The 24,500-nt window shown below is 71.8% G+C and carries 15 protein-coding genes; 4 read left to right on the top strand and 11 right to left on the bottom strand.

Translation table 11 applies throughout. The features are described from left to right. Window positions 1–84 precede the first annotated feature (84 nt). The 7 genes from pulA to Q0994_RS07920 all read right to left on the bottom strand — a co-directional run bounded on the left by pulA (window position 85) and on the right by Q0994_RS07920 (window position 13,664). Window positions 85–5,409, bottom strand: coding sequence for a pullulanase-type alpha-1,6-glucosidase (gene pulA, locus Q0994_RS07950; protein ID WP_299530796.1), 5,325 nt, complete (start codon window positions 5,407–5,409; stop codon window positions 85–87). A gap of 92 nt (window positions 5,410–5,501) precedes the next feature. Then, the gene (locus tag Q0994_RS07945; RefSeq protein WP_299530794.1) at window positions 5,502–7,223 is read right to left on the bottom strand and encodes a carbohydrate-binding module family 20 domain-containing protein; all 1,722 of its coding nucleotides are present in this window, start codon (window positions 7,221–7,223) and stop codon (window positions 5,502–5,504) included. 433 nt (window positions 7,224–7,656) lie between these two features. Continuing rightward, window positions 7,657–8,715 carry a LacI family DNA-binding transcriptional regulator gene (locus Q0994_RS07940; protein WP_299530793.1) on the bottom strand — a complete coding sequence of 353 codons (1,059 nt, stop codon included), beginning with the start codon at window positions 8,713–8,715 and terminating at the stop codon, window positions 7,657–7,659. Beyond that, entirely contained in the window at window positions 8,700–10,382 is a 1,683-nt protein-coding gene (locus tag Q0994_RS07935) for a glycoside hydrolase family 13 protein (RefSeq protein ID WP_299530791.1), read from the bottom strand. The genes Q0994_RS07940 and Q0994_RS07935 overlap by 16 nt, the downstream gene beginning before the upstream one ends. Window positions 10,383–10,484: 102 nt before the next feature. After that, a complete protein-coding gene (locus tag Q0994_RS07930; protein ID WP_299530789.1) occupies window positions 10,485–11,363 on the bottom strand; it encodes a sugar ABC transporter permease in 879 nt (292 codons plus the stop codon). Continuing rightward, window positions 11,360–12,376, bottom strand: a complete 1,017-nt coding sequence (locus Q0994_RS07925) for a carbohydrate ABC transporter permease (protein WP_299530787.1) — start codon at window positions 12,374–12,376, stop codon at window positions 11,360–11,362. Before Q0994_RS07925 ends, Q0994_RS07930 begins: the two co-directional genes overlap by 4 nt. Before the next feature lie 19 nt (window positions 12,377–12,395). After that, a complete protein-coding gene (locus Q0994_RS07920) occupies window positions 12,396–13,664 on the bottom strand; it encodes an extracellular solute-binding protein (RefSeq protein WP_299530785.1) in 1,269 nt (422 codons plus the stop codon). Between the two features lie 381 nt (window positions 13,665–14,045). On the opposite strand from Q0994_RS07920, the gene Q0994_RS07915 reads away from it, so the two are divergent. After that, complete coding sequence (locus Q0994_RS07915; protein ID WP_299530782.1) at window positions 14,046–15,068, top strand: LacI family DNA-binding transcriptional regulator; 1,023 nt, start codon at window positions 14,046–14,048, stop codon at window positions 15,066–15,068. Between the two features lie 134 nt (window positions 15,069–15,202). Further along, window positions 15,203–16,309: a phosphatase PAP2 family protein gene (locus Q0994_RS07910; RefSeq protein WP_299530780.1), complete on the top strand. Its 1,107-nt coding sequence runs from the start codon at window positions 15,203–15,205 to the stop codon at window positions 16,307–16,309. Between the two features lie 92 nt (window positions 16,310–16,401). Here the strand turns inward: Q0994_RS07910 and Q0994_RS07905 are convergent, their stop codons facing one another. Beyond that, window positions 16,402–19,392 carry a bifunctional [glutamine synthetase] adenylyltransferase/[glutamine synthetase]-adenylyl-L-tyrosine phosphorylase gene (locus Q0994_RS07905; RefSeq protein WP_299530778.1) on the bottom strand — a complete coding sequence of 997 codons (2,991 nt, stop codon included), beginning with the start codon at window positions 19,390–19,392 and terminating at the stop codon, window positions 16,402–16,404. A 378-nt stretch (window positions 19,393–19,770) separates the two neighbouring features. On the opposite strand from Q0994_RS07905, the gene Q0994_RS07900 reads away from it, so the two are divergent. Next, complete coding sequence (locus Q0994_RS07900) at window positions 19,771–20,307, top strand: pyridoxamine 5'-phosphate oxidase family protein (RefSeq protein WP_299530776.1); 537 nt, start codon at window positions 19,771–19,773, stop codon at window positions 20,305–20,307. Window positions 20,308–20,428: 121 nt separating this feature from the next. On the opposite strand, the gene Q0994_RS07895 is transcribed toward Q0994_RS07900, so the two are convergent. Both Q0994_RS07895 and Q0994_RS07890 read right to left on the bottom strand, forming a co-directional pair. Continuing rightward, a complete protein-coding gene (locus Q0994_RS07895) occupies window positions 20,429–21,304 on the bottom strand; it encodes a methyltransferase (protein WP_299530774.1) in 876 nt (291 codons plus the stop codon). Between the two features lie 344 nt (window positions 21,305–21,648). After that, window positions 21,649–23,148: an MDR family MFS transporter gene (locus Q0994_RS07890; protein ID WP_299531326.1), complete on the bottom strand. Its 1,500-nt coding sequence runs from the start codon at window positions 23,146–23,148 to the stop codon at window positions 21,649–21,651. Window positions 23,149–23,314: 166 nt separating this feature from the next. Here Q0994_RS07890 and Q0994_RS07885 point away from each other — a divergent pair, with 166 nt between their 5' ends. Next, window positions 23,315–23,896: a TetR family transcriptional regulator gene (locus Q0994_RS07885; protein WP_299530772.1), complete on the top strand. Its 582-nt coding sequence runs from the start codon at window positions 23,315–23,317 to the stop codon at window positions 23,894–23,896. Between the two features lie 188 nt (window positions 23,897–24,084). Here the strand turns inward: Q0994_RS07885 and Q0994_RS07880 are convergent, their stop codons facing one another. Next, complete coding sequence (locus Q0994_RS07880) at window positions 24,085–24,483, bottom strand: VOC family protein (protein ID WP_299530769.1); 399 nt, start codon at window positions 24,481–24,483, stop codon at window positions 24,085–24,087. Window positions 24,484–24,500 lie beyond the last annotated feature (17 nt).

Here is a 24,500-nt window from a genome sequence, read left to right as displayed (position 1 = left end):
GCGGGCGACGGGGGCGGGGGCCGGTCCGGGGACGCGTGGTGCGTCCCCGGACCGGCCCCCGGTACCGCTCGGGCCTGCCCCGCGTCAGCCGAGCCGGAACACCGCGACCGTGCGGCCGGGGACGGTGAAGCCGCCGGTCGCGCGGTCGTAGCGGGAGGTCTTCACCGTGGCGTCGGAGCCCTTCGCCTGCACGGGGTGCAGGGCGTAGGGGCGGCCGGCCGCGGTGGGTACCTGCTGGGTGGTGGCGCCGGGGGTGGCGTTGATGACGACGACCAGATCGCCGAGGGTCATCGTGATCACGCCCGGGGTCTCGTCCTCGCCCGACAGCGGGAAGGCGAGGCGGGACTGGACGGCGTCCGCGGTGGTGAGGGCGAACGCCTTCTCGGTGGTGCGCACGGTCAGCAGGTCCCGGTACGCGGCGGAGGCGCCGGTGATGCGCTCGCAGCCGGGCGTCAGGGTGCTGTTGGTGAGCAGCGGCTTCGCGTACGCCCACTTGTCCCGGTTGTCGGCGGCGAGGGGCAGGCCGCGGCCGAAGCCGTTGCCGTCCCGGCAGTCCCAGTGCAGGGCGTTGTACCAGTCGCCGCTGTCGTAGGAGTTGCGGTCCAGGGACTTGGAGCGCAGCAGGTCGGTGCCGGCCTGGGAGAGCGAGGGCCCCTGGGAGAGGGTGGAGATGCCCAGGGCGAGGACCTGCATCCTGGCCCGGTCGGCGGCGGAGGTGCCGGCCGGCAGTTTGAAGGCGAGCGCGTCGTAGAGGGTCTCGTTGTCGTGGGCGTCGGAGTAGGCGAGGGCGTCGCCGGGCGCGGCGGCGTATCCGGCGGGAGCGCCGTTGTAGTCGACGGCGGAGCCGGTGACGGTGCGGCCGGAGGTGTCGGTGAAGGTGTAGTCGGCGAGGCTGCCGGTGAGGCCGACCTTGATCAGGTCCTGGTAGTGCAGCAGCCGGGCCTTCTGCTCGGCCTCGGTGCCGTTGGCGGTGGAGGCGTTGGGGTCGGTGTAGAGGCCGGAGGCGAAGCCCTGGACGCCGGGGTCGGCGTCGAAGGGGCTGCCGCCGCGCAGCGCGTCGCGGGCGCGGTCGGAGAAGGTGGAGATGCCGGTGCCGGCCATGTTCTTCTGGGTGGCCTGGACGAAGCGGGCGTCGTCGGCGATCTCGCCGAAGTTCCAGCCCTCGCCGTACAGCACGATCTTCCTGCCGTCGACGCCGTCCTTCGCGGGGGTCAGGGCGTCCAGCGCGCTGCGGACGGCGAGGATGTTGGCCTTGGGGTGGTGGCCCATGAGGTCGAAGCGGAAGCCGTCGACCTTGTACTCCTTGGCCCAGGTGACGACGGAGTCCACGACGAGCTTGCCCATCATGGCGTTCTCGGGCGCGGTGTTGGCGCAGCAGGTGGAGGTGGCGACGGTGCCGTCCTCCAGGAGCCGCTGGTAGTAGCCGGGGACGATCCTGTCGAGGACGGACTTGTCGTCCTGCCCGGAGGCGACGGTGTGGTTGTAGACGACGTCCATGACGGTCCGCAGCCCGGCCCCGTTGATGCCCTGCACCATCCGGCGGAACTCGACGGTGCGCTCCGTGCCGTCCGGGTCGGAGGCGTAGGAGCCTTCGGGGACGGTGTAGTGCAGCGGGTCGTAGCCCCAGTTGAAGGCGTCCTTCGCGGCGGCCTCGGCGACGCAGGCCTGCTGTTCCTCGGAGTCGGGGGCGTAGACGGAGAGCGGGCAGGCGGGGGTGCGCTGGTCGGACTTCTTCTCGGGGACGGTGCCGATGTCGAAGGCGGGCAGCAGGTGGACGTAGGAGGCGCCGGCGCCGGCCAGCTCCCTCAGGTGCTTCATCCCGTCGGAGCCGGTGTCGGTGAAGGCGAGGTACTGGCCGGGGTGGCGGGAGGTGCGGTCGGCGACGGAGAAGTCGCGGATGTGCAGTTCCTGGATCTGCGCCTGGCTCATCGGGACGGCGGCGGGCTTCTTCAGCGCGGACCAGCCGGCCGGGGCCAGCTTCGGATCGTCCAGGTCCACGACGAGGCTGCGGGCGGAGTCGGCGGTGAGGGCGGTGGAGTAGGGGTCGGTGACCTTGTTGACGACGGTCTTGCGCACGCTGGGCGCCCAGACCTCCACGGCGTACCGGTACTGCTTGCCGGTCCAGTTCCGCTGTCCGGTGACGGACCAGACGCCGGTGGTGTCGTCGCGCCGCATCGGCACGGTGCGGCCGTCCAGTTCCAGGGAGACGGTCCGGGCGGTCGGCGCCCAGACGGAGAGGGTGGGCACGCCCTTGGTGAAGACCGGGCCGAGGGTGGCGCCGGTGGCCTTCGTGCCGTAGAGCGCGTCGAGGACGCCGGCGGTCTGCACGCCGGTGGCGGCCAGCAGGGCGCCGTTGGCGGCGCGCTGGGTGGCGAGGAGCTGGCCGCGCAGGGAGTCGCGGACCCGGTCCCGGTCGCGGACGTCGACGGTGAAGGCCGGGTATCCGGCCAGGTGCGGGTACTTCGCCTTCTGGGCGTCGGTGAGGGCGGCGCTCCTGAGCCGCAGCCACCGGCCCTCGTCGGAGAGCGCCCCGTCGGTGACGGTGATGCCGCCGTTCTCCGCGTACACGAGCTGCTGGCTGGTGGCGGCGGTGGCCTTGACCTTCCAGACGACGGTGTCGGCGTCGATCCACTGCGCCTCGGCCTTGGAGAGGTCGGGGGCGGGCAGTCCGGCGGCGGTCGGCAGCAGGTAGTCGGCGACGCCGCCCAGCATCCAGACCTCGCGGCCCTTGCCGGCGAAGTCGAGAGACTGGTCGCTCGGCAGGTCCTTCTCGTCGCCCTTGTGCAGGATGTAACTGAGCGAGGTGGCTCCGTCGGCGAGCGGGACCTCGAAGGTGACGCCGTAGGCGTCCTTCTTCACCGGCTGCAGCGGCTTGGCCCAGTCGGTGGGCGACGCGGCGCCGGTCCAGGTGTGCAGTCCCCAGCCGTCGTAGTTCCCGTCGGCGCGGTGGTAGTGCAGGACCGCCTTGGTGGTGTCCTGCGGCGGGTTGGCGCCGTCGGGGGCCTCGGTGGACTGACCGTCCCGGCCCTGCTCGACCCAGACCTGCCCGGTGGTGGCCAGGTCCAGGGTGCGGACGGGCCCGTCGGCGACGCCGTCCTTCTGGATCGTGTACGGGAGCGTGGCGGCGCCCTCCTCCAGCTTCAGCCAGGCGAACGCGCCCCAGGCGTCCCGGCCGGTGAACTCGGCGGTGGCGCCGCCGGCGGAGAGCTGCCGGCCGGTGTAGTCGTTGTCGGCCCGCTTGTAGTGGACGACGGCGTAGTCGCGTTCGACGGCCACGGGCTTGGCGGCCGGCGGCGCCTGGCCGGCGGTGGTGGCGGCGAGGGCGCCGGCGGTGCGGCCCGCGCTGTCGACCACGACGGCCTTGTACCGCAGCGGGGTGCCCGCCTTCACCGTGCCGTCGAGGTACTGGGTGACCTTGTACGGGGCGTGGTCGGCGGTGCCGAGGGTCTTCCAGGGGCCGTTGCCGGTCTGGGCGGCGAAGACGACCCGGTTGAGCTGTCCGCCGGACGGGGACGCGGTCAGTTCGACGGTGCCGGTGGCTCCGGCGGCCGGCGCCTTCAGGGTGACGGACGGCCGGGCGGCGGGGGCGGCGAGCGGCTGGTCGGCGCGGAGCACCAGGCTGGACAGGGCGGGCACGGTGACCGTGGCCTTCTTGTCGGCGCCGCTGCGCACGGTGGCCGAACCGCCGTATATCGTGCGGAAGTTCATCCGGGCGGACTCGGTGGTGAGCTCGACCGTCCTCGGGGCGTCCCCGTTGTTGACGGCGACCAGGTATTCGTTGGTCCGGTGCGCGTCGATGCGCGAGTAGGCGTAGACGGAGCCCTCGGCGTACCGCTCGGTCTGCGTGCCGTCGCGGAGCGCCGGGTGGGCCTCGGTCAGCCGGGAGAGGGCCGCGATCTGCCGGTACAGCGGGTGCGTGGGGTCGTAGGCGTCGGCGGCGTGGGTGCGGTCGGTGCCGAGCTGGTCGTCGTCGAGGTAGTCGGCGGTCTTCGAGGCGAACAGCGTCTGGCGGGCGTCCTTGTCGCCGCCGGCGCCGGTGTAGCCCTGCTCGTCGCCGTAGTAGACCACCGGGTTGCCGCGGCCGAGGAACATCAGCTCGTTGGCCAGCTCGGCCCGGCGCAGCAGTTCCGCGTCGGTCGCACCGGGGTTGTCCTGCTTCAGGAAGGCGCCGATGCGTCCCATGTCGTGGTTGCCGAGGAAGGTCACCTGCTCGTAGGCGTTGGCCTTGTCGGTGGTGTACCGGTAGTCGTCGGCGTAGAGCGCGGCGAGCCTGGCGGCGGAACCGCCCTGGGAGGCGTACTGGCGGGCGGCTTCCTGGAAGGGGAAGTCGAGGGTGGCGTCGAGCCGGCCGCGGGTCACGTAGGGCGAGGTGATCGCCGTGTCGGCGGAGTAGACCTCGCCGAACATGAAGAAGTCGTCGCGGCCCCGCTTCGCGGCGTAGGCGTCGAGCGCGGTGGCCCACTGGGTCCAGAAGTCGAGGTCGACGTGTTTGACGGTGTCGATGCGGAAGCCGTCGATGTCGAAGTCGCGGACCCACTTCTCGTAGATCTCCTCCATGCCCTCGACGACCTCGGGACGCTCGGTCCACAGGTCGTCCAGGCCGGAGAAGTCGCCGTACTCGGTGGACTCGCCCGCGTACGTGGAGTCGCCCCGGTTGTGGTACATCGTGGGGTCGTTGAGCCAGGACGGGACCTTCCGGCCGGTGGCCTCCGGCGTGTAGGGGAAGGCGTCCGCGTCGATGTCGGCGGCCTCGACGGCGCGCGCGTCGGAGTCGTCGAAGGGCCGGCCGTCCTCGTCGAGGTACGGCTGGGAGCCCTTGGGCTGGTAGCCGTACTCCTTCTCGGCGTAGTCGATCATGTCGGCGGTGTGGTTGGTGATGACGTCGAAGAAGACCTTCATGCCCTTGCCGTGGGCCTTGTCGATCAGCTTCGCCAGGTCGGCGTTGGTGCCGAAGTGCGGGTCGACCTGGGTGAAGTCGGTGATCCAGTAGCCGTGGTACCCGGCCGAGGCGTTGGCGCCGGTGCCCTGCACGGGGCGGTTCTTGAAGATCGGGGCGAGCCAGATGGCGGTGGTGCCGAGACCCTTGATGTAGTCCAGCCTGCTGGTCAGGCCCTTGAGGTCGCCGCCCTGGTAGAACCCCTTGTCGGTGGGGTCGTGGCCGGTGTCCAGCCTGCCGCCGGTGAGCCCGCCGGTGTTGTTGGAGGAGTCTCCGTCGGCGAACCGGTCGGGCAGCACGAAGTAGAACTGCTCGCGGGTCAGGTCCTGGCGGGCCGGTTCCTTCGCCAGCTTCGCGTCCGAGGGAGGGGACGGGGGTCTGGGCGCGGCGGAGGCGGTGGCCGCCGGCACGACCGGCAGCAGGGCCGCGCACAGTGCGGCGACGGCCCCCCGCCGGAGGGTGGTTCGGGACACGGAGGGTTCTCCTCGATCAGGGGTCTGGGACAACGGGGGATACGGGGGCGGGCCGGGCCGCGTGGTGCGCGTCCCGGCCCGCCGGTGGTGCGTCAGCCGCGCCAGACGTCGCCGGTCAGCTGGACCTTGCCGGAGGCGGGGACGGTCGCGGTGCGGTTGGCGCCGCTCTCCCAGGTGACGTTGCCGGCGGCGTCCTTGCGCAGGTACTTGTACGCGAAGGTGGTGCCCGCGGGCAGGTTCACGTCCAGCTTCCAGACCGGGTAGGCGGCCGGGTCGAGCTTGAGGGCGCCGGCCGGGGACCAGTTGCCGAGCGCGGACTGGTCGCCGGTGACGTAGATGTTCTGGCCGAGGACAGTGGTGGCGTTCACGCCGAAGGAGGCGCCGGAGGTCCCGGTTCCCGGGGCGGGCGGGGTGGTCCCGCCGGCGCAGGTGCGGGCGTTGACGTGCAGGGCGAGCGCGGTGTCCGCACCGAGGGTGGCGGTGAACTGACCGGAGGAGTTGACCGTCACGGCGTTGCCGGTCTGCACGTCGCAGTAGGCTCCGGCGGGCAGCGAGGTCTGGAAGGTGCGGGTCAGTGCGGAACCCTCGTGGTTGATGGCGACGTACGCCTTGGCGCCCCGGCCGAAGGCGATCTGGTCGCCGCCGTTGTCCCACCAGTTCGAGACCGCCTCGCCGCGGGCGGTGTTGCGGAAGGCGACCATCGAGGAGATCTCGCGCCAGGCGTGCTGGCACTTCCAGCCGTCGCTGTAGCAGGCGTTCACCTGGCCGCCGCCCGGCGGTCCGGCGTCGTTGCTGCTGAACTCGTAGCCGGAGTGGACGTCCGGGGAGCCGTAGGGGTAGGCCAGCATGAAGACGTTGGCGAGGGTGTAGGAGGCGCCCGACTTGTAGTTGAGGGTGTCGCCGCCGCGCTCGGTGTCGTGGTTGTCGACGAAGACCGCCGACTTGCCGGACTCCATGAAGCCCCAGCCCTCGCCGTAGTTCTTGAGGTTGGCGAGGTTCTCGTTGAGGAACGTCTGCTTGAGCCCGCGGGCGTAGCGGAACTCCTGGACGTCGCCGGTGCCGAGGTACTCCGACGGGGAGACGGCCTCGCCCGCGCCGTAGATGGCCTCCTGCTTCCAGTACACGCCCGGGTTGCTCAGCCGCGACTTGATGGAGGCGAGGTCGGCGGCCGGCATGTGCTTGGCGGCGTCGATCCGGAAGCCGTCGACCCCGAGGGACAGCAGGTCGTTCAGGTAGCCGGCGATCTTGCCGCGGACGTAGTCCTCGCCGGTGTCCAGGTCGGCGAGGCCGACGAGTTCGCAGTTCTGGACGTTGCCACGGTCACCGTAGTTGTTGATCTGCGCCTGGCAGTCGTTCATGTCGTTGACCGAGTACAGGCCCGGATAGTCGTACTTGGTGTACGAGGAGCCGCCGGTCCCGGTGCCGGAGCCCGCCGACATGTGGTTGACGACGGCGTCGGCGACGACCTTGACGCCCGCCGCGTGGCACGTGTTGACCATGTTCGCGAAGGAGCTGCGGTCGCCCAGCCGGCCGGCGATCTTGTAGCTGACGGGTTGGTACGAGGTCCACCACTGGCCGCCCTGGATGTGCTCCATGGGCGGCGAGACCTGGACGTAGCCGTACCCGGCCGGACCGAGGGTGCTCGTACAGGCCGAGGCTATCGAGTCGAATTTCCACTCGAACATCACGGCGGTGACGTCCTTGGCGCCGGGGGCGGCGGCCTGCGCGGCGCCAGCGCCGAGGCCGGCGGGGGCGACCAGGGCGGCCGCCGCGGCGGCGAGGGCGAGCGAGGCGGAGGTGAGTCTGCGTGCCATGTCTTTCCTCCTGCGGTGGGGGAAGATCGCGGGTGACGTGCGGGCCTCACTCGGCAACGCGCTGTGCCCTCAAGGCTCTTGAATCCTCTTGCTGCAAGAATGAAACCCTGCCGCGGAGCAGACCGTACGAGGCGGCCCCGCTCCGGTCAACCCTTTGGACATCACCCGCTCATCTCCGCGAAACGCGGCAGTTTTCTCCCTGCAAGCCCTTTCGCAAGATGTTGCGCCCCTGTTAAGTTGCACCTGACTCCGGTCCGGCCGGCCGGGGGTCCGGGGCTTCGGCACCGGGCCCCACGCGCCCGGCCGGCCGGGCCGGTCACGCAGTCGAGAGGCACTCGGAGTCACCTCCCCGCCGGCCCGTCCGGGCCGACTCCGGTGCCTCTCCTCGGCGTCCGGGCACGCCCGGTCCCCGATTGGTGTGCCCGCGGACCGCTCAGGACGTGCGGGCCGCCGCCGTCGAGCCCCGTACCACCAGCTCCGGCTGGAAGACGTACTCCGTGCGCTGCACCGGACTGCCGGCTATCTCCTCCAGCAGCGCCCCCACCGCCGCCGCCGCCATGGCCTGGACGGGCTGGCGCACCGTCGTCAGCGGCGGATCGGTGAACGCGATGAGCTGCGAGTCGTCGAACCCGACGACCGAGACGTCGCGCGGCACGTCGAGTCCCCTCCCCCGGGCCGTGCGCACCACCCCGAGGGCCATCAGGTCGCTGCCGCAGACGATCGCGGTGCAGCCACTGTCCAGCAGCGCGTCCGCGGCCACCTGGCCGCCCTCGACGCCGAACAGCGTGGAGCGGACCAGCGACTCGGCCTCCTCGCGGGTCCGGCCGAGCATCTGGACCGAGGCGTCCAGGAACGAGTCCCGCTTGCGCCGCGAGGGCACGTAGCGCTGCGGGCCGATGGCGAGGCCGACCTTGCGGTGGCCGAGCGCCGCGAGGTGGCCCACCGCCATCCGCACGGCGGCGGCGTCGTCCGGCGACACGAAGGGGGCGCTGATGCGGTCGTTGTAGCCGTTGATGAGGACGAAGGGCACGCCGCGCTCGGTGAGCGCGGCGTACCGTCCGGGGTCCGCCGACAGATCGGCGTGCAGGCCGGAGAGGAAGACGATCCCGCCGACGCCGCGCTCCACGAGCTGCTCGACGAGTTCGTCCTCGGTGGCCCCGCCCGGCAGCTGGGTGCAGAGCACAGGCGTGTAGCCGTGGCCGGCCAGGACCTGTTCGACGGACTGCGCGAAGGCCGGGAAGATCGGGTTGGTGAGTTCGGGGGTCACCAGCCCGATCAGCCCGGCGCTGCGCTGCCGCAGCCGCACGGGGCGCTCGTAGCCGAGGATGTCGAGCGCCGCCAGCACCCGCTGGCGGGTGGGGTCGGCGACGCCCGGCTTCCCGTTGAGCACCCGGCTCACCGTGGCCTCGCTGACCGCGGCCTGGCCCGCGATGTCGGAGAGCCGCAGGGCCGAGCCGTTCCGTGCGGCGGGGACGGTCACACCGTCCACCACACCGTGGTGTCCGAGGGCAGCTCGAACTCGGCGCCGTCCACGGTCACCGGGGCGCTGGAGACCAGCACCGTGCCGGGGGCGGTCATGCGGACCGGCGCGCCGGTCGTGTTGACGGTGCAGACGAAGCCGGGGCGGGCGAAGGCGAGGACGCCCTCGGGTCCGTCCAGCCACTCGACCCCGGTGCCGGCGCCGAGGCCCGGGTGGGCGCGGCGGGCGGCGACGGCGGTCCGGTAGAGCTCCAGGGTGGAGCCCTCGACGCCGGTCTGCGCCTCGACGGACAGCTCGCCCCAGCCGGCCGGCTGCGGGAGCCAGCTCCCGCCGGAGCCGAAGCCGTGGCTGCTGCCGCCGCGGGTCCACGGGATCGGCACCCGGCAGCCGTCGCGGTAGCCGTCCTGGCCCTCGGCGCGGAAGAACGACGGGTCCTGGCGGGCCTCGTCGGGCAGGTCGGTGACGTCGGGCAGGCCGAGCTCCTCGCCCTGGTAGACGTAGGCGGAGCCGGGCAGGGCCAGCATCAGCAGGGTGGCGGCGCGGCCGCGGCGCAGGCCCAGTTCGCGGTCGCCCGCGGTGCGGATCTGGGTGCCGAGGCCGGGCGGGTTGCCGAAGCGGGTGGTGTGCCGGGTGACGTCGTGGTTGGAGAGCACCCAGGTGGTGGGGGCGCCGACCGGGAGCATCGCGGCGAGCGAGGAGTCGATGACGGCCCGCAGCGCGGCGGCGTCCCAGTCCGTGGAGAGGTACTGGAAGTTGAACGCCTGGTGCATCTCGTCGGGGCGCACGTAGTGGGCGGTCCGCTCGACGGTCGGGGTCCACGCCTCGGCGACCAGGATCCGGTCGCCCGGGTACTCGTCGAGGATGGTGCGCCAGCTCCGGTAGATCGCGTGCACGCCGTCCTGGTCGAAGAAGGGCAGGCCGTCGTCGGCGCTGCCCAGCAGTTTGAGCTGGTCGTGCGAGCCGAGGTCGGGCAGTCCCGCCGCCTTGACCAGGCCGTGGGCGACGTCGACGCGGAAGCCGTCGACGCCCATGTCGAGCCAGTAGCGCAGGATGGAGCGGAACTCGTCGGCGACGGCCGGGTGTTCCCAGTTGAAGTCGGGCTGCTCCGGGGCGAAGAGGTGCAGGTACCACTCGCCGGGCGTGCCGTCCGGGTCGGTGGTGCGGGTCCAGGCCGGGCCGCCGAAGATGGACTCCCAGTCGTTGGGCGGGAGTTCGCCGTCCGCGCCCTTGCCGGGACGGAAGTGGTAGCGCTCGCGGAGCGCGGAGCCGGGGCCCTCGGCGAGGGCGCGCTTGAACCACTCGTGCTGGTCGGAGGAGTGGTTGGGCACCAGGTCGACGATGACGCGCAGGTCCAGGGCGTGGGCCTCGCGGATCAGGGCGTCGGCGTCCAGCAGGGTGCCGAACATGGGGTCGATGGCCCGGTAGTCGGCGACGTCGTAGCCGGCGTCGGCCTGCGGGGAGGCGTAGAAGGGGGAGAGCCAGACGGCGTCGACGCCGAGGTCGCGCAGGTGCGGCAGGCGGGCGGTGACGCCCGCGAGGTCGCCCATGCCGTCCCCGTCGGAATCGGCGAAGCTCCGCGGATAGACCTGGTAGATCACCGCGTCCTGCCACCAGCCGGTGGACCGGCCCGAGGTGTCGTCGGACGTACCGGTGGAGGGGGCAGCGAGGTGCTGGGTCATGTCGTCCCTGGGGTGTCTGGTGGGGAAGCGGCGCCGGGACCGGGTCGGGGATCCGGCGCCGCCGTGACGGGTGCTGCGGCGACGCGTGCGGGTGCGGGTGCGTCAGCCCTTGACGGCTCCGGCGGACATGCCGGTGACCAGGTGCTTCTGCGCGAACAGGAACACCAGGGCGGCCGGAATGGCGATGAGCACGGAGGCCGCGGTCATCGGGCCCCACTGGGCGCCGTACTGGTTGACGAACTTCTGCAGTCCGCCGGCGAGCGTGAGGTTCTCGTCGCCGACCATGAAGGCGGAGGCGTAGGCCACTTCGCCCCAGGCGGTGATGAACGAGTAGAACGCCGTGACCGCGAGGCCCGGCTTGGCGAGCGGCAGGACCAGCCGCCAGAACGTGCCGAACGGTGTCAGGCCGTCGACCTGCCCCGACTCGTCGATCTCGCGCGGGATCGTGTCGAAGAAGCCCTTCATCATCCAGGCGCAGAACGGCACCGAGATGGTGAGGTAGGTGATGACGAGTCCGGCGGGCTGGTTGAGCAGGCCCATGGCCGACATGATGTTGTAGATCGGCACGATGAGGACGGCGACCGGGAACATCTGTGTGATCAGCAGCGTCCACATCAGCCCGCGCTTGCCGGGGAACCGGAAGCGGCTGACGGCGTAGCCGGTGGTGGCGGAGACGAAGACGCCGATGACGGTGGAGAGCGCCGCGATGACGACCGAGTTGCCGAACCAGGTGACGAACTCGGTGTCCTGGATCAGGTTGGTGTAGTTGACGAACGTCGTCTCGCGGAAGAAGTCCGTGGTGGTCGCGTACTTGGCGGGCTTGAGCGAGGTCAGCAGGACCCAGAGCACCGGGAAGACGGCGATCACCGAGGCGACGATCAGCGTGGTGTGCAGCGCCACCGAGGCCAGCGGGGAGCGCTGCCCGCGCAGCCGGGGCCGGCGCGGGGCGCGCCGGTCGGGGGTGTGCGTGAGGGTGGTCACCAGACTTCTCCCTGCTTGCGGAGGACTCGCCGGTAGACCGCGGCGAAGACCATGAGGAGGACGAGGATCAGCACGCCCCAGGTGGAGGACTGCGCGAAGTCGCGCGGGCTGATCTCGAAGGAGAACTTGTACGCCTGGGTGACGAGGATCTGGGTCGCTTCGCCGGGTCCGCCGCGGGTGAGCAGGAAGATCACCGGGAACATGTTGAAGGTCCAGATGGTGGAGAGCAGGATCACCGTGGTGGAGACCGGCGCGAGGCCGGGGACGGTGATGTGCCGGAACCGCTGCCAGGCGGTGGCGCCGTCCATCTCGGCGGCCTCGTACTGCTCCGCGGGTATGGACTGCAGCCCGCCGAGGAGGGCCACCATCATGAAGGGGATGCCGAGCCAGACGTTGACGACGATGACGGAGAACTTGGCCCAGGTGGGGTCGTTGAGCCAGGGGATGCCGTCGATGCCGGCTCCGGACAGGAGCTGGTTGAGCATGCCGCGGTCCTCGTTGTAGAGGAAGCGCCAGGCGAAGACCGAGACGAAGCCCGGGATGGCCCACGGCAGGATGAGCGCCATGCGGTAGGCGGAGCGGCCGGCGATGCGGCGGTTGAGGATGTTGGCGAGCGCCATGCCGAGCGCGAACGTGATGCTCACGCACGCGATCGTCCACACCAGCGTCCAGCCGAGCGTCGAGAGGAACTCACCGCCGGTGAGGGCGTCGGCGTAGTTGTCCAGGCCGACGAACTCGTAGGTGGCGGGCAGGTGGTTGACGCCGATGGACCGCGCCACGTTGCGCTCGTTGGCGTCGGTCAGCGACAGGAAGACGCCGCGGACCAGCGGGTAGCCGATGATCACGCCGATGACCAGCACCACCGGGGCGACCATGACCCAGGCGTACCAGTGGGTGGACAGGGCGCGCCGGAGCTTGCCCGGCGGCGGGGGGTTGCCAGTACCGCGGGTCCGGCCGCGGGCGACGTCGTCGCCCGCGGCCTTCGCCACCGACTGGCTGGTGTGGACAGCCATCAGTCGGCCAACCTTCCTGTTACTTCCAGCCCTTGAGGAGCTCGCGGTAGGCGTCGCCGGTCGTGGCGGCCGCCTTCTCCGGGGTGGTCTGGTCGGTGAGGACCTTGGTGTACTCGGTCACCAGCGGGGCGAAGAGGCTGCCGCCCTCGGGGATCCAGGGGCGCTGCACGGACGTCTCGACGACCGGCTTGAAGAAGCCGACGATCTCGCTGTCCACGGCCTCCTTGCGGGCGTAGGCGGAGGTACGGGTCGGCAGCAGGTTCAGCTCGCCGGCGACCTGGGCCTGGGCGTCGACCGACGTCATGTAGTCGACGAAGGCGTAGGAGGCGTCGAGGTTCTTGGAGCCCGCGTACACGGCCAGGTTGTGACCGCCCTGCGGGGCGCCCTGGTCGGCCGAGCCGGCCGGGACCGGGGCGACGCCGAGGTTGGCGGCGTCCTTGAACTGGTCGCCGGTGAGGGTGTCCGCCACGGCCCACGGGCCGTTGATCATCATGGCGACCTCGCCGGACTTGAACGCCTGCATCATGTTCTCCCAGCCGTCCGTGGCGTCCGTCTTGGCGGCACCGGAGTCGACCAGGTCCTTGACCACCTTGAACGCCTTGACGCTCTCGGGGCCGTCGACCGTGACGGTCTTGCTGCCGGCGTCGACCAGGTCGCCGCCCTCGCCGTAGAGGAAGGAGAGGAAGTAGTACGCGTCGTCGCCGCGGAGGTAGAGGCCGGTCTTGCCGGTCTTCTTCTTGATGGCGGCGGAGGCGGTCTTCAGTTCGTCGACCGTCTTCGGCACCTCGACGCCGGCGTCCGCGAACATCTTCTTGTTGTAGAAGACGCCCATGGAGTCGATGACCTGCGGCACCGCGTAGGTCTTACCGTCGTACTTCGTCGACGCGGCGGCCTGCTCCAGGAAGTCCTTCTGGTCCTTGAGCGCGGCGGTGCCGTCGAGCGGGGCGAGGTAGCCGAGGTCGGCGAACTCCGGGGTCCAGGCGACTTCGGAGCGGATCACGTCGGGGGCGCCGGCGTTGGCCTGCGCGGCGTTCTTGAACTTGTTCTGGGCCTCGCCGAAGGGCACGTTGACGTACTTGACGTCGACCTTCGGGTGCTTCTTCTCGAAGCCCTCGGCGAGCTTCTTGAAGACCTTGTCCTCGCTGCCGACGCTGGACGTGTCCCACCACGTCACGGTGCCGGAGAGCTCGCCCGAGCTCTTGCTCCCGGTCTCGTCGTCGCTGCCGCACGCGGTCGCCGCGAACGCCAGGGCCGCGACCAGGGCGGTGGCCGTTATGCCACGTCGCATCTGAACTCCTTCAACTGCCGTACCGCTCCGTCGCGGCGCCGGGTCGACGTGAACGTAACAAGGATGAAAGAAGTCCGAAAGACCTTGCGGAACTTTTCTGCAAGCGCGGGGGATCGTTACATGCGCGTGTCCCCAAGGTTGCCGTCACGAGCCTTGACGCGGCCACGGAAACCCCTCCAGCGAACACCGTGTACCGGTATGTACCGGTGTGACGGCAAGCGCACGCTCTTCGCAGGGTGACCGCACCCTGCCCGCAAGGTCTTGCAAGAGGTTGCCGGGGAGCGCCGCACGGGCCGGGCGAGCCGCTTGCGGGAACAGGCGTCCGGGCCGAAAACACGATCCGGTGGGCAATCCGACACCCGCCCGGTACAGTCCTTTCCCATGACCGCACGGCTTGCCGACATCGCAACTCAGGCGGGGGTCAGTGAAGCGACGGTCAGCCGAGTCCTGAACGGCAAGCCCGGAGTCGCGGCGGCCACCCGCGAATCCGTCCTCGCGGCGCTCGACGTGCTCGGTTACGAACGCCCGGTGCGACTGCGCCGGCGCAGCGCGGGTCTCGTCGGGCTGATCACGCCGGAACTGGAGAACCCGATCTTCCCCGCGCTCGCGCAGGTGATCGGTCAGGCGCTCACCCGGCAGGGATACACCCCGGTGCTCGCGACCCAGACGCCCGGCGGCTCAACCGAGGACGAACTCACCGAGATGCTCGTGGACCGCGGCGTCTCCGGCATCATCTTCGTCTCCGGGCTGCACGCCGACACCTCGGCGGACATGGGGCGTTACGACCGGCTCCGCGCCCAGGGGGTGCCGTACGTCCTCGTCAACGGCTTCTCCGCCAAGGTGCAGGCGCCGTTCATCTCCCCCGACGACCGCGCGGCGATGCGGCTGGCGGTCACGCACCTGGCGTCGCTCGGGCACACCCGGATCGGGCTGGCCGTCGGGCCCAAGCGGTTCGTGCCGGTGCTCCGCAAGATCGAGGGCTTCCACGCCACGATGCGTGAGCAGTTGGGACTCTCCACCGAGGAGACGGAGGAGCTGATCCAGCACTCCCTCTACACCCTGGAGGGCGGCCAGGCCGCCGCCTCCGCGCTGATGGCGCGCGGCTGCACGGCCGTGGTGTGCGCGAGCGACATGATGGCGCTCGGCGCGATCAGGGCCGCCCGCCGCGAGGGCCTCCAGGTGCCGGGCGACCTGTCGGTGGTGGGGTACGACGACTCGCCGCTGATAGCGTTCACCGATCCGCCGCTGACCACGATCCGGCAGCCGGTGACGGCGATGGGGCAGGCGTCGGTGCGGACCCTGCTGGAGGAGATCGGCGGGACGCCCGCCCCGCACAGCGAGTTCGTCTTCATGCCCGAACTGGTGGTGCGCGGCTCCACCGCCGCGGCGCCCGGCCCTTCCTGACCCCCGGTCCCTACCGATCACCTCCAGTCCTTCCTGATGACCCCCGACTCCTCCGCAAGGTGCAGAACGTGCGACGTGAACCCCACCGGAGGATGATCGGGCGGAGGGGGACGTATCTGGCAGACTCTGCGCCTATGGGTGAAGCTCACGTGAGATCAGAGGAAGGCCTCTCGACGGCCGTGTCGGCACCCATCATGGACGAGCCCGTCCGCTCCCCCGCCCCGAGGCCCGGAGCGGTCGCCCGGCTGCGCCACTGGCGCTCCCGCCGGTCGCCGGGCCGTCCGCGGCTCTGGTTCGAGATCCTGCTCATCGGCGTCAGTTACTGGCTGTACTCGCTCGTGCGCAACGCCGTACCGGAGCAGAAAGCCGCCGCACTGCGCAACGCCGACTGGATCTGGTCGGTGGAGAAGTCGCTGGGCGCCGCGTTCGAGCACTCGGTCAACCACGCGGTCAACTCGGTGACATGGCTCATCGTGTCGATGAACTACTACTACGCGACGCTGCACTTCATCGTCACCATCGGTGTGCTGGTGTGGCTGTTCCGCTACCACCCGGGCCGTTACGCGGCGGCCCGTCTGGTGCTCTTCGCCACCACCGGCGTCGCCCTGCTCGGTTACTACCTCTACCCGCTGGCGCCGCCCCGCCTGATGAACGGCGGCCATTTCGTCGACACCGTGCTGGTCCACCAGACCTGGGGCTCGATGGCCTCCGGCAACTTCAAGAACATGTCCAACCAGTACGCGGCGATGCCGTCCATGCACATCGGCTGGTCGCTGTGGTGCGGGCTGATCATCTTCGCGGTGGCCTCGGCGCCGTGGGCCCGCATCCTGGGCCTGCTCTACCCGGCCGCCACCCTGGTCGTCATCGTGTCGACCGCCAACCACTTCTGGATGGACGCCGTCGGCGGCATGGCCTGCCTGGCCTTCGGTTTCGCGGTGTCCTTCGCCTGGTACGGCAGGCTGCCGCACCGGCTTCCGAAGCGGGTGGCGGCGGCCCGTACGCGCACCCGGCTGCACGGGCTGCGCACGGGTGCCGGAGCACGCGCGGCGCGGCTGCGCGCCGCTGCCCGCCGGGGCTCCCCGGCGCGGCCCGCCGACGGGGCGCACGACGGTGGCCCGGGGGGTACGGGGCCGGGGAACGCCGGGGGCACGGGGCCGGGGCGCACGGCCGTCACACCGACGGCCGGACGGCCGGAACCGGCTGCCGGACGGCCGGAGGAAGTGCCGGCCCGCGGGCAGTAGGCCCCACATCCCGCCGCACCCCGCACCGGCGCCCCTGCCGGCCGTGCGCGCCGTCCGGCGCACACACCCCCTCGCGCCCCACGGACGCGCTCTCACGCTCCGTAGAAGTGCTCCTCCACGACGGCGCGCGCCCGGCGGGTGACGCGCCGGTAGTCGTCCAGCATGTCCCCGGCGTGCCCCGGCTCGTAGCCGAGGTAGCGGGCGACCGCGGCCAGTTCCCGCGGGCCCGCCGGGAAGGTGTCGGCGGGACGTCCGCGTACCAGCATCACCGCGTTGCGGACCCGGGTGGCGAGCACCCATGCCTCGTCCAGGACCGCCGCGTCCTCGGTGGGGATCAGCTCCGCGGCGGCGGCCGCCGCCAGCGCCCGGCGGGTGCGGGTGGTGCGCAGCCCCGGCTCCGCCCAGCCGTGCTGCATCTGCAGCAGCTGCACGGTCCACTCGACGTCGCTGAGGCCGCCGCGGCCCAGCTTGGTGTGGAGGGTCGGGTCGGCGCCCCGCGGCAGCCGCTCGGACTCCATCCGGGCCTTGAGCCTGCGGATCTCCCGCACCGCGTCCTCGCCGAGCCCTTCCGCCGGGTACCGCAGCGGGTCGACCAGTTCGACGAAGGCCCGGCCCAGCTCTCCGTCCCCTGCCATCGGCTCGGCGCGCAGCAGGGCCTGGCTCTCCCAGACCAGCGACCAGCGCCGGTAGTACGCCTCGTACGACTTCAGGGTGCGGATGAGCGGGCCGCTCTTGCCCTCGGGGCGCAGGTCGGCGTCGATCAGCAGCGGCGGGTCGGCGGTGGGCAGCTGGAGCAGCCTGCGCATCTCCGTGATGACGGTGTTGGCCGCCTTCGACGCCTCCTCGTCGCCAACGCCCTCGCGGGGCTGGTGCACGAACAGGACGTCGGCGTCGGAGCCGTAGGCCAGCTCCCGGCCGCCGAACCGGCCCATGCCGATGACGGCAAACCGGGTGGGCAGCGTGTCGCCCCAGCGGGCCCGCACCGCGGCGCGCAGCGCCCCGCCGATGGTGGCCGCGTTCAGGTCGGTCAGCGCGAGGCCGACCCGGTCCACCAGGGCGCCCGGGTCGGCCTCGGCGGGGCTCTCCTCGGTGCCGTAGGAGCCGATGAGGTCGGCCGCCGCCGTGCGGAACATCTCGCGCCGGCGCACGCCGCGCACCACCGCCACCGCGGACTCGGCGTCCTCGGCGCGCCCGACCGCGGCCAGCACCTCGGCGTCGAGGGCCTCCCGGGTGCGCGGCCGGAGCCCTTCGGGGTCACCGAGGATGGACACCGCCTCCGGGGCCCGCATCAGCAGGTCGGGGGCGAGCCGCCCGGCGGACAGGACCCGGGCGAGATTCTCCGCGGCGGCGCCCTCGTCGCGCAGCAGCCGCAGGTACCAGGGGGTCTTGCCGAGGGCGTCGGAGACCTGGCGGAAGCCGAGCAGCCCGGCGTCCGGGTCGGCGGAGTCCGCGAACCAGCCGAGCAGCACCGGCAGCAGCGTCCGCTGGATCGCCGCCTTGCGCGACACCCCCGACGACAGCGCCTCCAGGTGCCGCAGCGCCGCGCCCGGGTCCTCGTAACCGAGGGCTTCGAGCCGGGTGCCGGCCGCCTTGGCGCTGAGCCGGGACTCGCCGGGGGCGAGCTGGGCGACGGCGTCCAGCAGCGGGCGGTAGAACAGTTTCTCGTGCAGCCGCCGGACGACGGCGGCGTGCCGCTTCCACGCCTTGGTCAGTTCCGCGACCGGCTCGGTGCGCATCCCCAGCGACCGGCCGAGGCGCCGCAGCCCGGCCTCGTCGTCGGGCACCAGATGGGTCCGGCGCAGCCGGTAGAGCTGGATGCGGTGCTCCATGGTCCGCAGGAAGCGGTACGCCTCGTCGAGCTGGGCGGCGTCCACCCGGCCCACGTAACCGCCCTCGGCGAGCGCCCGCAGCGCCTCCAGCGTGGTGCCGCTGTGCAGGCCGGCGTCACTGCGGCCGTGCACGAGTTGCAGGAGCTGGACGGCGAACTCGACGTCCCGCAGACCGCCGGGACCGAGCTTCAGCTCCCGGTCGACCCGGTCGGCGGGGATGTTGTCGACGACACGGCGGCGCATCTTCTGCACGTCGGGCACGAAGTTGTCGCGGTCGGCGGCCTGCCAGACCAGCGGCGACACCGCTTCGACGTACTCGGCGCCCAGCTCGGGGTCGCCCGCCACCGGCCGGGCCTTCAGCAGCGCCTGGAACTCCCAGGTCTTCGCCCACCGCTGGTAGTACGCGAGATGGGAGCTGAGGGTGCGCACCAGCGGCCCGTTGCGGCCCTCCGGGCGCAGGTTGGCGTCCACGGGCCAGATGGTGCCCTCGACGGTGGTGTCGGAGCAGATCCGCATCAGGTGCGCGGCGAGCCGGGTGGCCGCCTGCATCGCCGCGTTCTCGTCGGTGTCGCCGACGGGCTCGGCGACGTAGATGACGTCCACGTCGGAGACGTAGTTCAGCTCGTGGCCGCCGCACTTGCCCATCGCGACGACGGCGAGCCGGCAGCGGGCGGCGTCCTCGGGGGCGGCGGTACGGGCGATGGCGAGGGCGGCGCGCAGGGTGGCGGTCGCCAGGTCGGCCAGTTCGGCGGCGGTCTCCGCGACGCCCGTGGTGCCGCAGACGTCGCGGGCCGCGATCGACAGCAGACAGCGGCGGTAGGCGACCCGCAGCGCGTCGGGGTCGGTCGCCTCGGCGAGACACCGCTCGAACTCGGGCACTCCGGGGTGCAGGTCGGCCGCCTCGTAGGTGACGAGCGCCTTCCAGTCGTACGGGTGACGGGCCAGGTGGTCGCCGAGCGCCTCGGACGCCCCGAGGACCCCGAGCAGCCGGTCCCTGAGCGGCTTGGCGGTGATCAGCGTGTCGAGCAGGACGCGCCGCTGGTCCTCGGCCTCCGCCTCCACGATCCGTACGAGCCCCGCCAGCGCCAGGTCGGGGTCGGCGGTCGCGCCGAGCGCCTCGATCAGCACCGGGTCGGAGCGCACCGAGGAGAGCTCGGGCAGCTCCAGCAGCCGTTCGGCGCCCGAGGGGTCGGTGAAGCCGTGCCGAAGCAGGCGGGTGAAAGTACTGCTCCTGCGCCCCGGCAACGTCGTCATTCCGCGCTCTCCTGCCCGCCGACCCCGTCGGCCCCCGCCATTTTCCGCACGCCCGCGCCCCCTGCCCGCGCGCCGTGCGACCCAGCTTTCCGAGCGTAGTCCTGTGCCGATGAGTTCGTGACGCGGGCGGAGTCTCCACCGATGACGAATCCTGGGAGAGGGAGCGGACCACCCGGTCCGGCCCGGCGCTCTTCCGGCCCGGCATCCTTCGGGGACCTGCCCCACGGGATGCGTCCTCCGGGGCGTGCCCCACTGGATTCGCCCTACGGGATGCGTTCTACGGGACGCGTTCTGCGGGGCGGGTACTGCGGGGCGGGTCCGGGGCCGACCCGGACGGACGCCGGGGTCCGCCCCCAGGATCGGTATCCGGGAGGAACCATGTCCGACCACACGTCCGCCGGCTCTCCGGGCACGCTGCCCGTCGCCGAGCTCGACCCGCACTACAGCTCCCCGGGGGCCGAGCCCCGGCCCTGGCCGGAGATCACCGCGCTGCTGGTGGAGGCGCGGCTGTACTGGCTCAGCACCGTGCGCCCGGAGGGCCGCCCGCACGTGACCCCGCTGCTCGGGATCTGGGCGGACGGCGCGCTGCACTTCTGCACCGGCCCGCAGGAACGCAAGGCCCGCAACCTCGCGGCCAATCCGGAGGTGGTGCTGACCACCGGCGCCAACACCCTGGACGGCGGCGTCGACGTGGTGGTGGAGGGCCGGGCGGAACGGGTGACCGACCAGGAGCGGCTGCGCACGCTGGCCTCGGCCTGGGCCGCCAAGTACGGCCCGGACTGGCACTTCGACGTCCGCGACGGCGCCTTCCACCACGGCAGCGGGCGCGCGGACGTCTTCGCGGTGGCCCCGCGCACCGCCTTCGGCTTCGCCAAGGGCGACCCGTTCGGGCAGACGCGGTACCGGTTCGGGTAGGTGTCCGCCCGAACCGGGCGCGGAGGCGGTGCGGGCGGGACGGGCCGGCGGGAGCGGCAGGCGGGGCGGGAGCGGCAGGCGGGGCGTGCGGTGCGGCGGCTCGGTACGGCAGGACCCGCGCTCACGCGGGCCGGGTGCCGATGACGACGGTGGCGCACCACTCCTCGGAGGTGACCACGCGCGGGACGAGCCCGGCGGCGCGCACCGTTTCCCGTGCCAGTTCCGCCTGGCGCGCGCCCGCCTCCATCAGCAGGCTGCCGCCGGGGGCCAGCCAGTCCGGTGCCCCGGCCACGACCCGGCGCATCACGTCGAGCCCGTCGGCGCCGCCGTCGAGCGCGACGAGCGGTTCGTGGACGCGGGCCTCCGCGGGCAGCAGGGGGACGTCGCCGGTGGGCACGTACGGCACGTTGGCGAGCAGCACGGAGACCCGGCCGCGCAGGGCGGCGGGGAGCGGGTCGAAGAGGTCGCCGAGATGGACCCGGCCCCGCGCGCCGATGTTGCGGCGGGCGTACTCCACGGCGGCCGGCTCGACGTCGGCGGCGTGCAGTTCGACGCGGCCGAGCCGGGCGGCGAGTGCGGCGCCGAGGGCCCCGGAGCCGCAGCAGAGATCGACGACGACGGGGGCGGGACCCGGTTCCGGGGCGGGGCACGGGGCGTCCCCTGCCGTGACGGGTCCGGGTACGTGTACGGGTGCGGGTGCGGGCCGGGGTCCGGTGGCGGCGGCGAGTCCGGCGGCCTGCCGGACGAGGAACTCCGTACGCCGGCGGGGCACGAACACGCCCGGCCCCACCGCGATCCGCAGGCCGTCGAACTCGGCCCGGCCGACGACGTGTTCGAGGGGCGTCCCGTCGACCCGGCGGCTGACCATCAGGGCGAGTGCGGCGGGCGAGGAGGCTGCGGAGAGCAGCAGTTCGGCCTCGTCCTCGGCGAAGACGCAGCCGGCGGCGCGGAGGGTGGTGACGAGGGTGGCGCGGGAGAACGAGGGAGGTACCGACATGGAGCGGAGCCTTTCGGTGAGCCGATGGGCGCTCCGCGAACTCACGCCCGCAGGGCGCCTCGTCCGTCACTGGTGAGCACCCAGCCTGCGACAGCGGTCATGGGTCTCACCTCCTCGGTCGGTCCGCACGGGGCGTTCCCCGTGTCGAGAGGCGTCACCCTACCCCAGCCCCGTACCCCGGCGCCGCCTCTCCCACCGGCCCCGATCGGCCCCTCCCGCCGGTTGCACCCGGACACGGCGGTGCCCCCGCTCCGTGACGGTGTGTCATCACGGTGCGGGAGCACGGTTCGTGCGGGGTCCCGTACGGATCCCCTACGGGGCGGGGGATCCGGGGGCCGGGCCGGTCAGAGATCCACGCTGTCCCGGAGTTTCGTCGGGGTCAGGAAGAGCGAGGCGACGACCCCGACGAGGGCGATGGCGGCCGAGATCAGGAAGATGTGGCCGGTGGCGTCGCCGTAGGCGGCCCGCACGACCTCCTGGATCTCCGGCGGCAGCGCCTTGACGTTGAGCGTGGAGCTGCCGCCGCCCGCCTTCGCCGGGTCGATGCCGAGTCCGGCGAGCCCGGCGGCGATCTTCACGGACACCTGGTGGGCGAGGACCGCGCCGAGCACGGAGACGCCCATGGTGCCGCCGAGGGAGCGGAAGAAGGTGATCGAGCCGCTGGCGGCGCCGAGTTCACTGAGCGGGACGGTGTTCTGCAGGACCAGCACGAGGTTCTGCATCGACATGCCGACCCCGATGCCGACCGCGAGCATGCCGAGCGACACCAGCACCAGGTCGGTCTCGTGGTCGATCTGCGACAGGCCCAGGAAGCCGAGGGTGAGGACGACGACGCCCGCGATGATGAAGGGCTTGACCTTGCCGGTCTTGGAGACGAGCCGGCCGGCCACGGTCGAGGAGACGAGGACGCCCGCCATCAGCGGAATGGTCAGCAGCCCGGCCTCGGTCGGTGTGTTCCCGCGGCCGATCTGGAAGTACTGGCCGAGGAAGACCGCGCCGCCGAACATCGCCATGCCGACGGCGAGGCTGGCGACGATGGCGAGTGCGGGGTCCCGGCGGCGCACGACGTGCAGCGGGACGATCGGCTCCTTGACCCGCGCCTCGACGAGGACGGCGGCCGCGAGGATCAGCACGCTCGCGGCGACCATGACCAGCGTCTGCCAGGAGACCCAGTCGAACTCGTCGCCGACGAAGGTGACCCAGAGCAGCAGGAGCGAGACGCCCGCCGCGATGAGCCCGGCGCCGAGATAGTCGACCTTGGTGTCCGGGCGCCGGACCTCGGCGAGGTGCAGGGTGCGGGTGAGGATCACGAAGGCGATGAGGGTGAAGGGCACGGCGATGAAGAAGCACCACCGCCAGCCGAGCCACGAGGTGTCGGTGACGAACCCGCCGAGCAGCGGTCCGCCGACGGTCGCGACGGCCATGACGCCGCCGAGGTAGCCGTTGTAGCGCCCGCGTTCCTTGGGGCTGATCATCGCGGCGATGATCACCTGCACCAGCACCTGGAGCGCGCCCATGCCGAGGCCCTGGACGGCCCGGAAGCCGATCAACTGGGGTGTGGTCTGGGCGAATCCGCAGGCGACGGACGAGACGACGAAGAGACCGATGGATATCTGGAGCAGCAGCTTCTTGCTGAACAGGTCGGCGAGCTTGCCCCAGATCGGGGTGGAGGCCGTGGAGGCGAGCAGGCTCGCGGTGACGACCCAGGTGTACTGCGACTGCGTGCCGTTGAGTTCCCCGATGATGCGGGGCAGGGCGACCGAGACGACGGTGACGCTGATCATCGCGACGAAGAGCACGATGAGCAACCCGCTCAGCGCACGCAGGACATGACGGTGATCCATCGGCGCGGCTTCGACGGGCGCGGCGGTCTGTGCGCTCACGCGCAACCTCCGGAGGGCTCGAACAGAGGACGGGAAGGCGTACGGGAAGACGAACGCTTCACCATACATGCACAGTGGGCAAGTTTGCTCACTGCGCAATAATCCTGGCTCCGGGGACAATGGACCCATGGAGAGTTCAGTGGGACTGCGGGAACGCAAGAAGGAAGCCACCCGTCAGGCCGTGCACGAGGCCGCGATGCGGCTGACCGTGGAAAACGGCTTCGACGGTGTGACGATCGAGGCCATCGCGGACGCGGCCGGCGTCTCCCGCAGAACCTTCTCGAACTACTTCACCAACAAGGAGGACGCCCTCCTCTACGGCGACGAGCAGCACATCACCGCCCTGGTCCGCGCGGTCCGCGAGCGCCCCTCCGACGAGCCCGCCTGGCCCGCACTGCGCGCCGCCGTGGCCCATCTCGGGCACGGCCGCACCCCGGCCGAGCGCGAATGGGCGGTCCGCACCCGCCTCGCCCTGCGCCACCCGTCGCTGCTGGCCCGCCAGATGGCCAACCACGCCGCGATGGAACGCGACCTCGCCGACGCGGTCGCCGCCCGCCCCGGCCCCGCCGTGCGCCCCGTCCTCGTCGCCGCCGCCTTCCTCACCTCCCTGCGGATCGCGATGCGCCTGTGGATCGAGGAGGACCTCGCCCGGGACCTGCTGAGCGTCATCGACGAGGTGCTGGAGGAGATGGAGCGGGGGGTCGCGTAGGGGGCGGGGCCGTACCCGTCACCAGGCAGATGTACGGCTCCGGGCAGGTCGAGACGTACCTGATCGACGCCATGGGCCACCAGGGCACGTCGACCCCGGCACCGGCGCCGCCGACTGCGGCGCCACCGGCCAGGGCCACGACTCACTCTGAGATTGCGGGGCTCCCGCGTGAGCGGCCGTGCGTGGCGTCAGCGTGCGAACTTTTCGATGGCCTCCGGGGTGACGGGGGTGAAGAAGTTGACGAGGTTGCCGTCGGGGTCGCGGAACAACAGCGACCGGTTGCCCCAGGGCATCGTGGTGGGCTCGTTGACGAAGTCGGTGACGAAGCCGGTCAGGTTCTGGTGAACGCGGTCCACGTCGTCGACGAGGAACTCGATGATCACGCTGTGGTTGTCCGCCGGGCGGGCAGAGCCCGGGGCGAACAGCGGGACGGTGCGGGTGCCGGCGATGGCGAGGGTTGCGCCCGCGGTCTTGAGTTCGGCGAAGTCCTCGGTGGCCCGTGTCGCCGGCATCCCTGTAGCTCGCTCGTAGAACTCGACGAGGCGCGCGACGTCGCTGGTGATGATGCGGATCGAGACGAAGTCCATGGGTATCTCCTTGGCTG

The sequence above is a fragment of the uncultured Streptomyces sp. genome (assembly GCF_947488945.1).
In the GTDB taxonomy this organism is placed as follows: Bacteria; Actinomycetota; Actinomycetes; order Streptomycetales; family Streptomycetaceae; genus Streptomyces.
The sequence above is the reverse complement of the archived record's forward strand: the minus strand, read 5'-3'. Positions and strand labels throughout refer to the sequence as shown.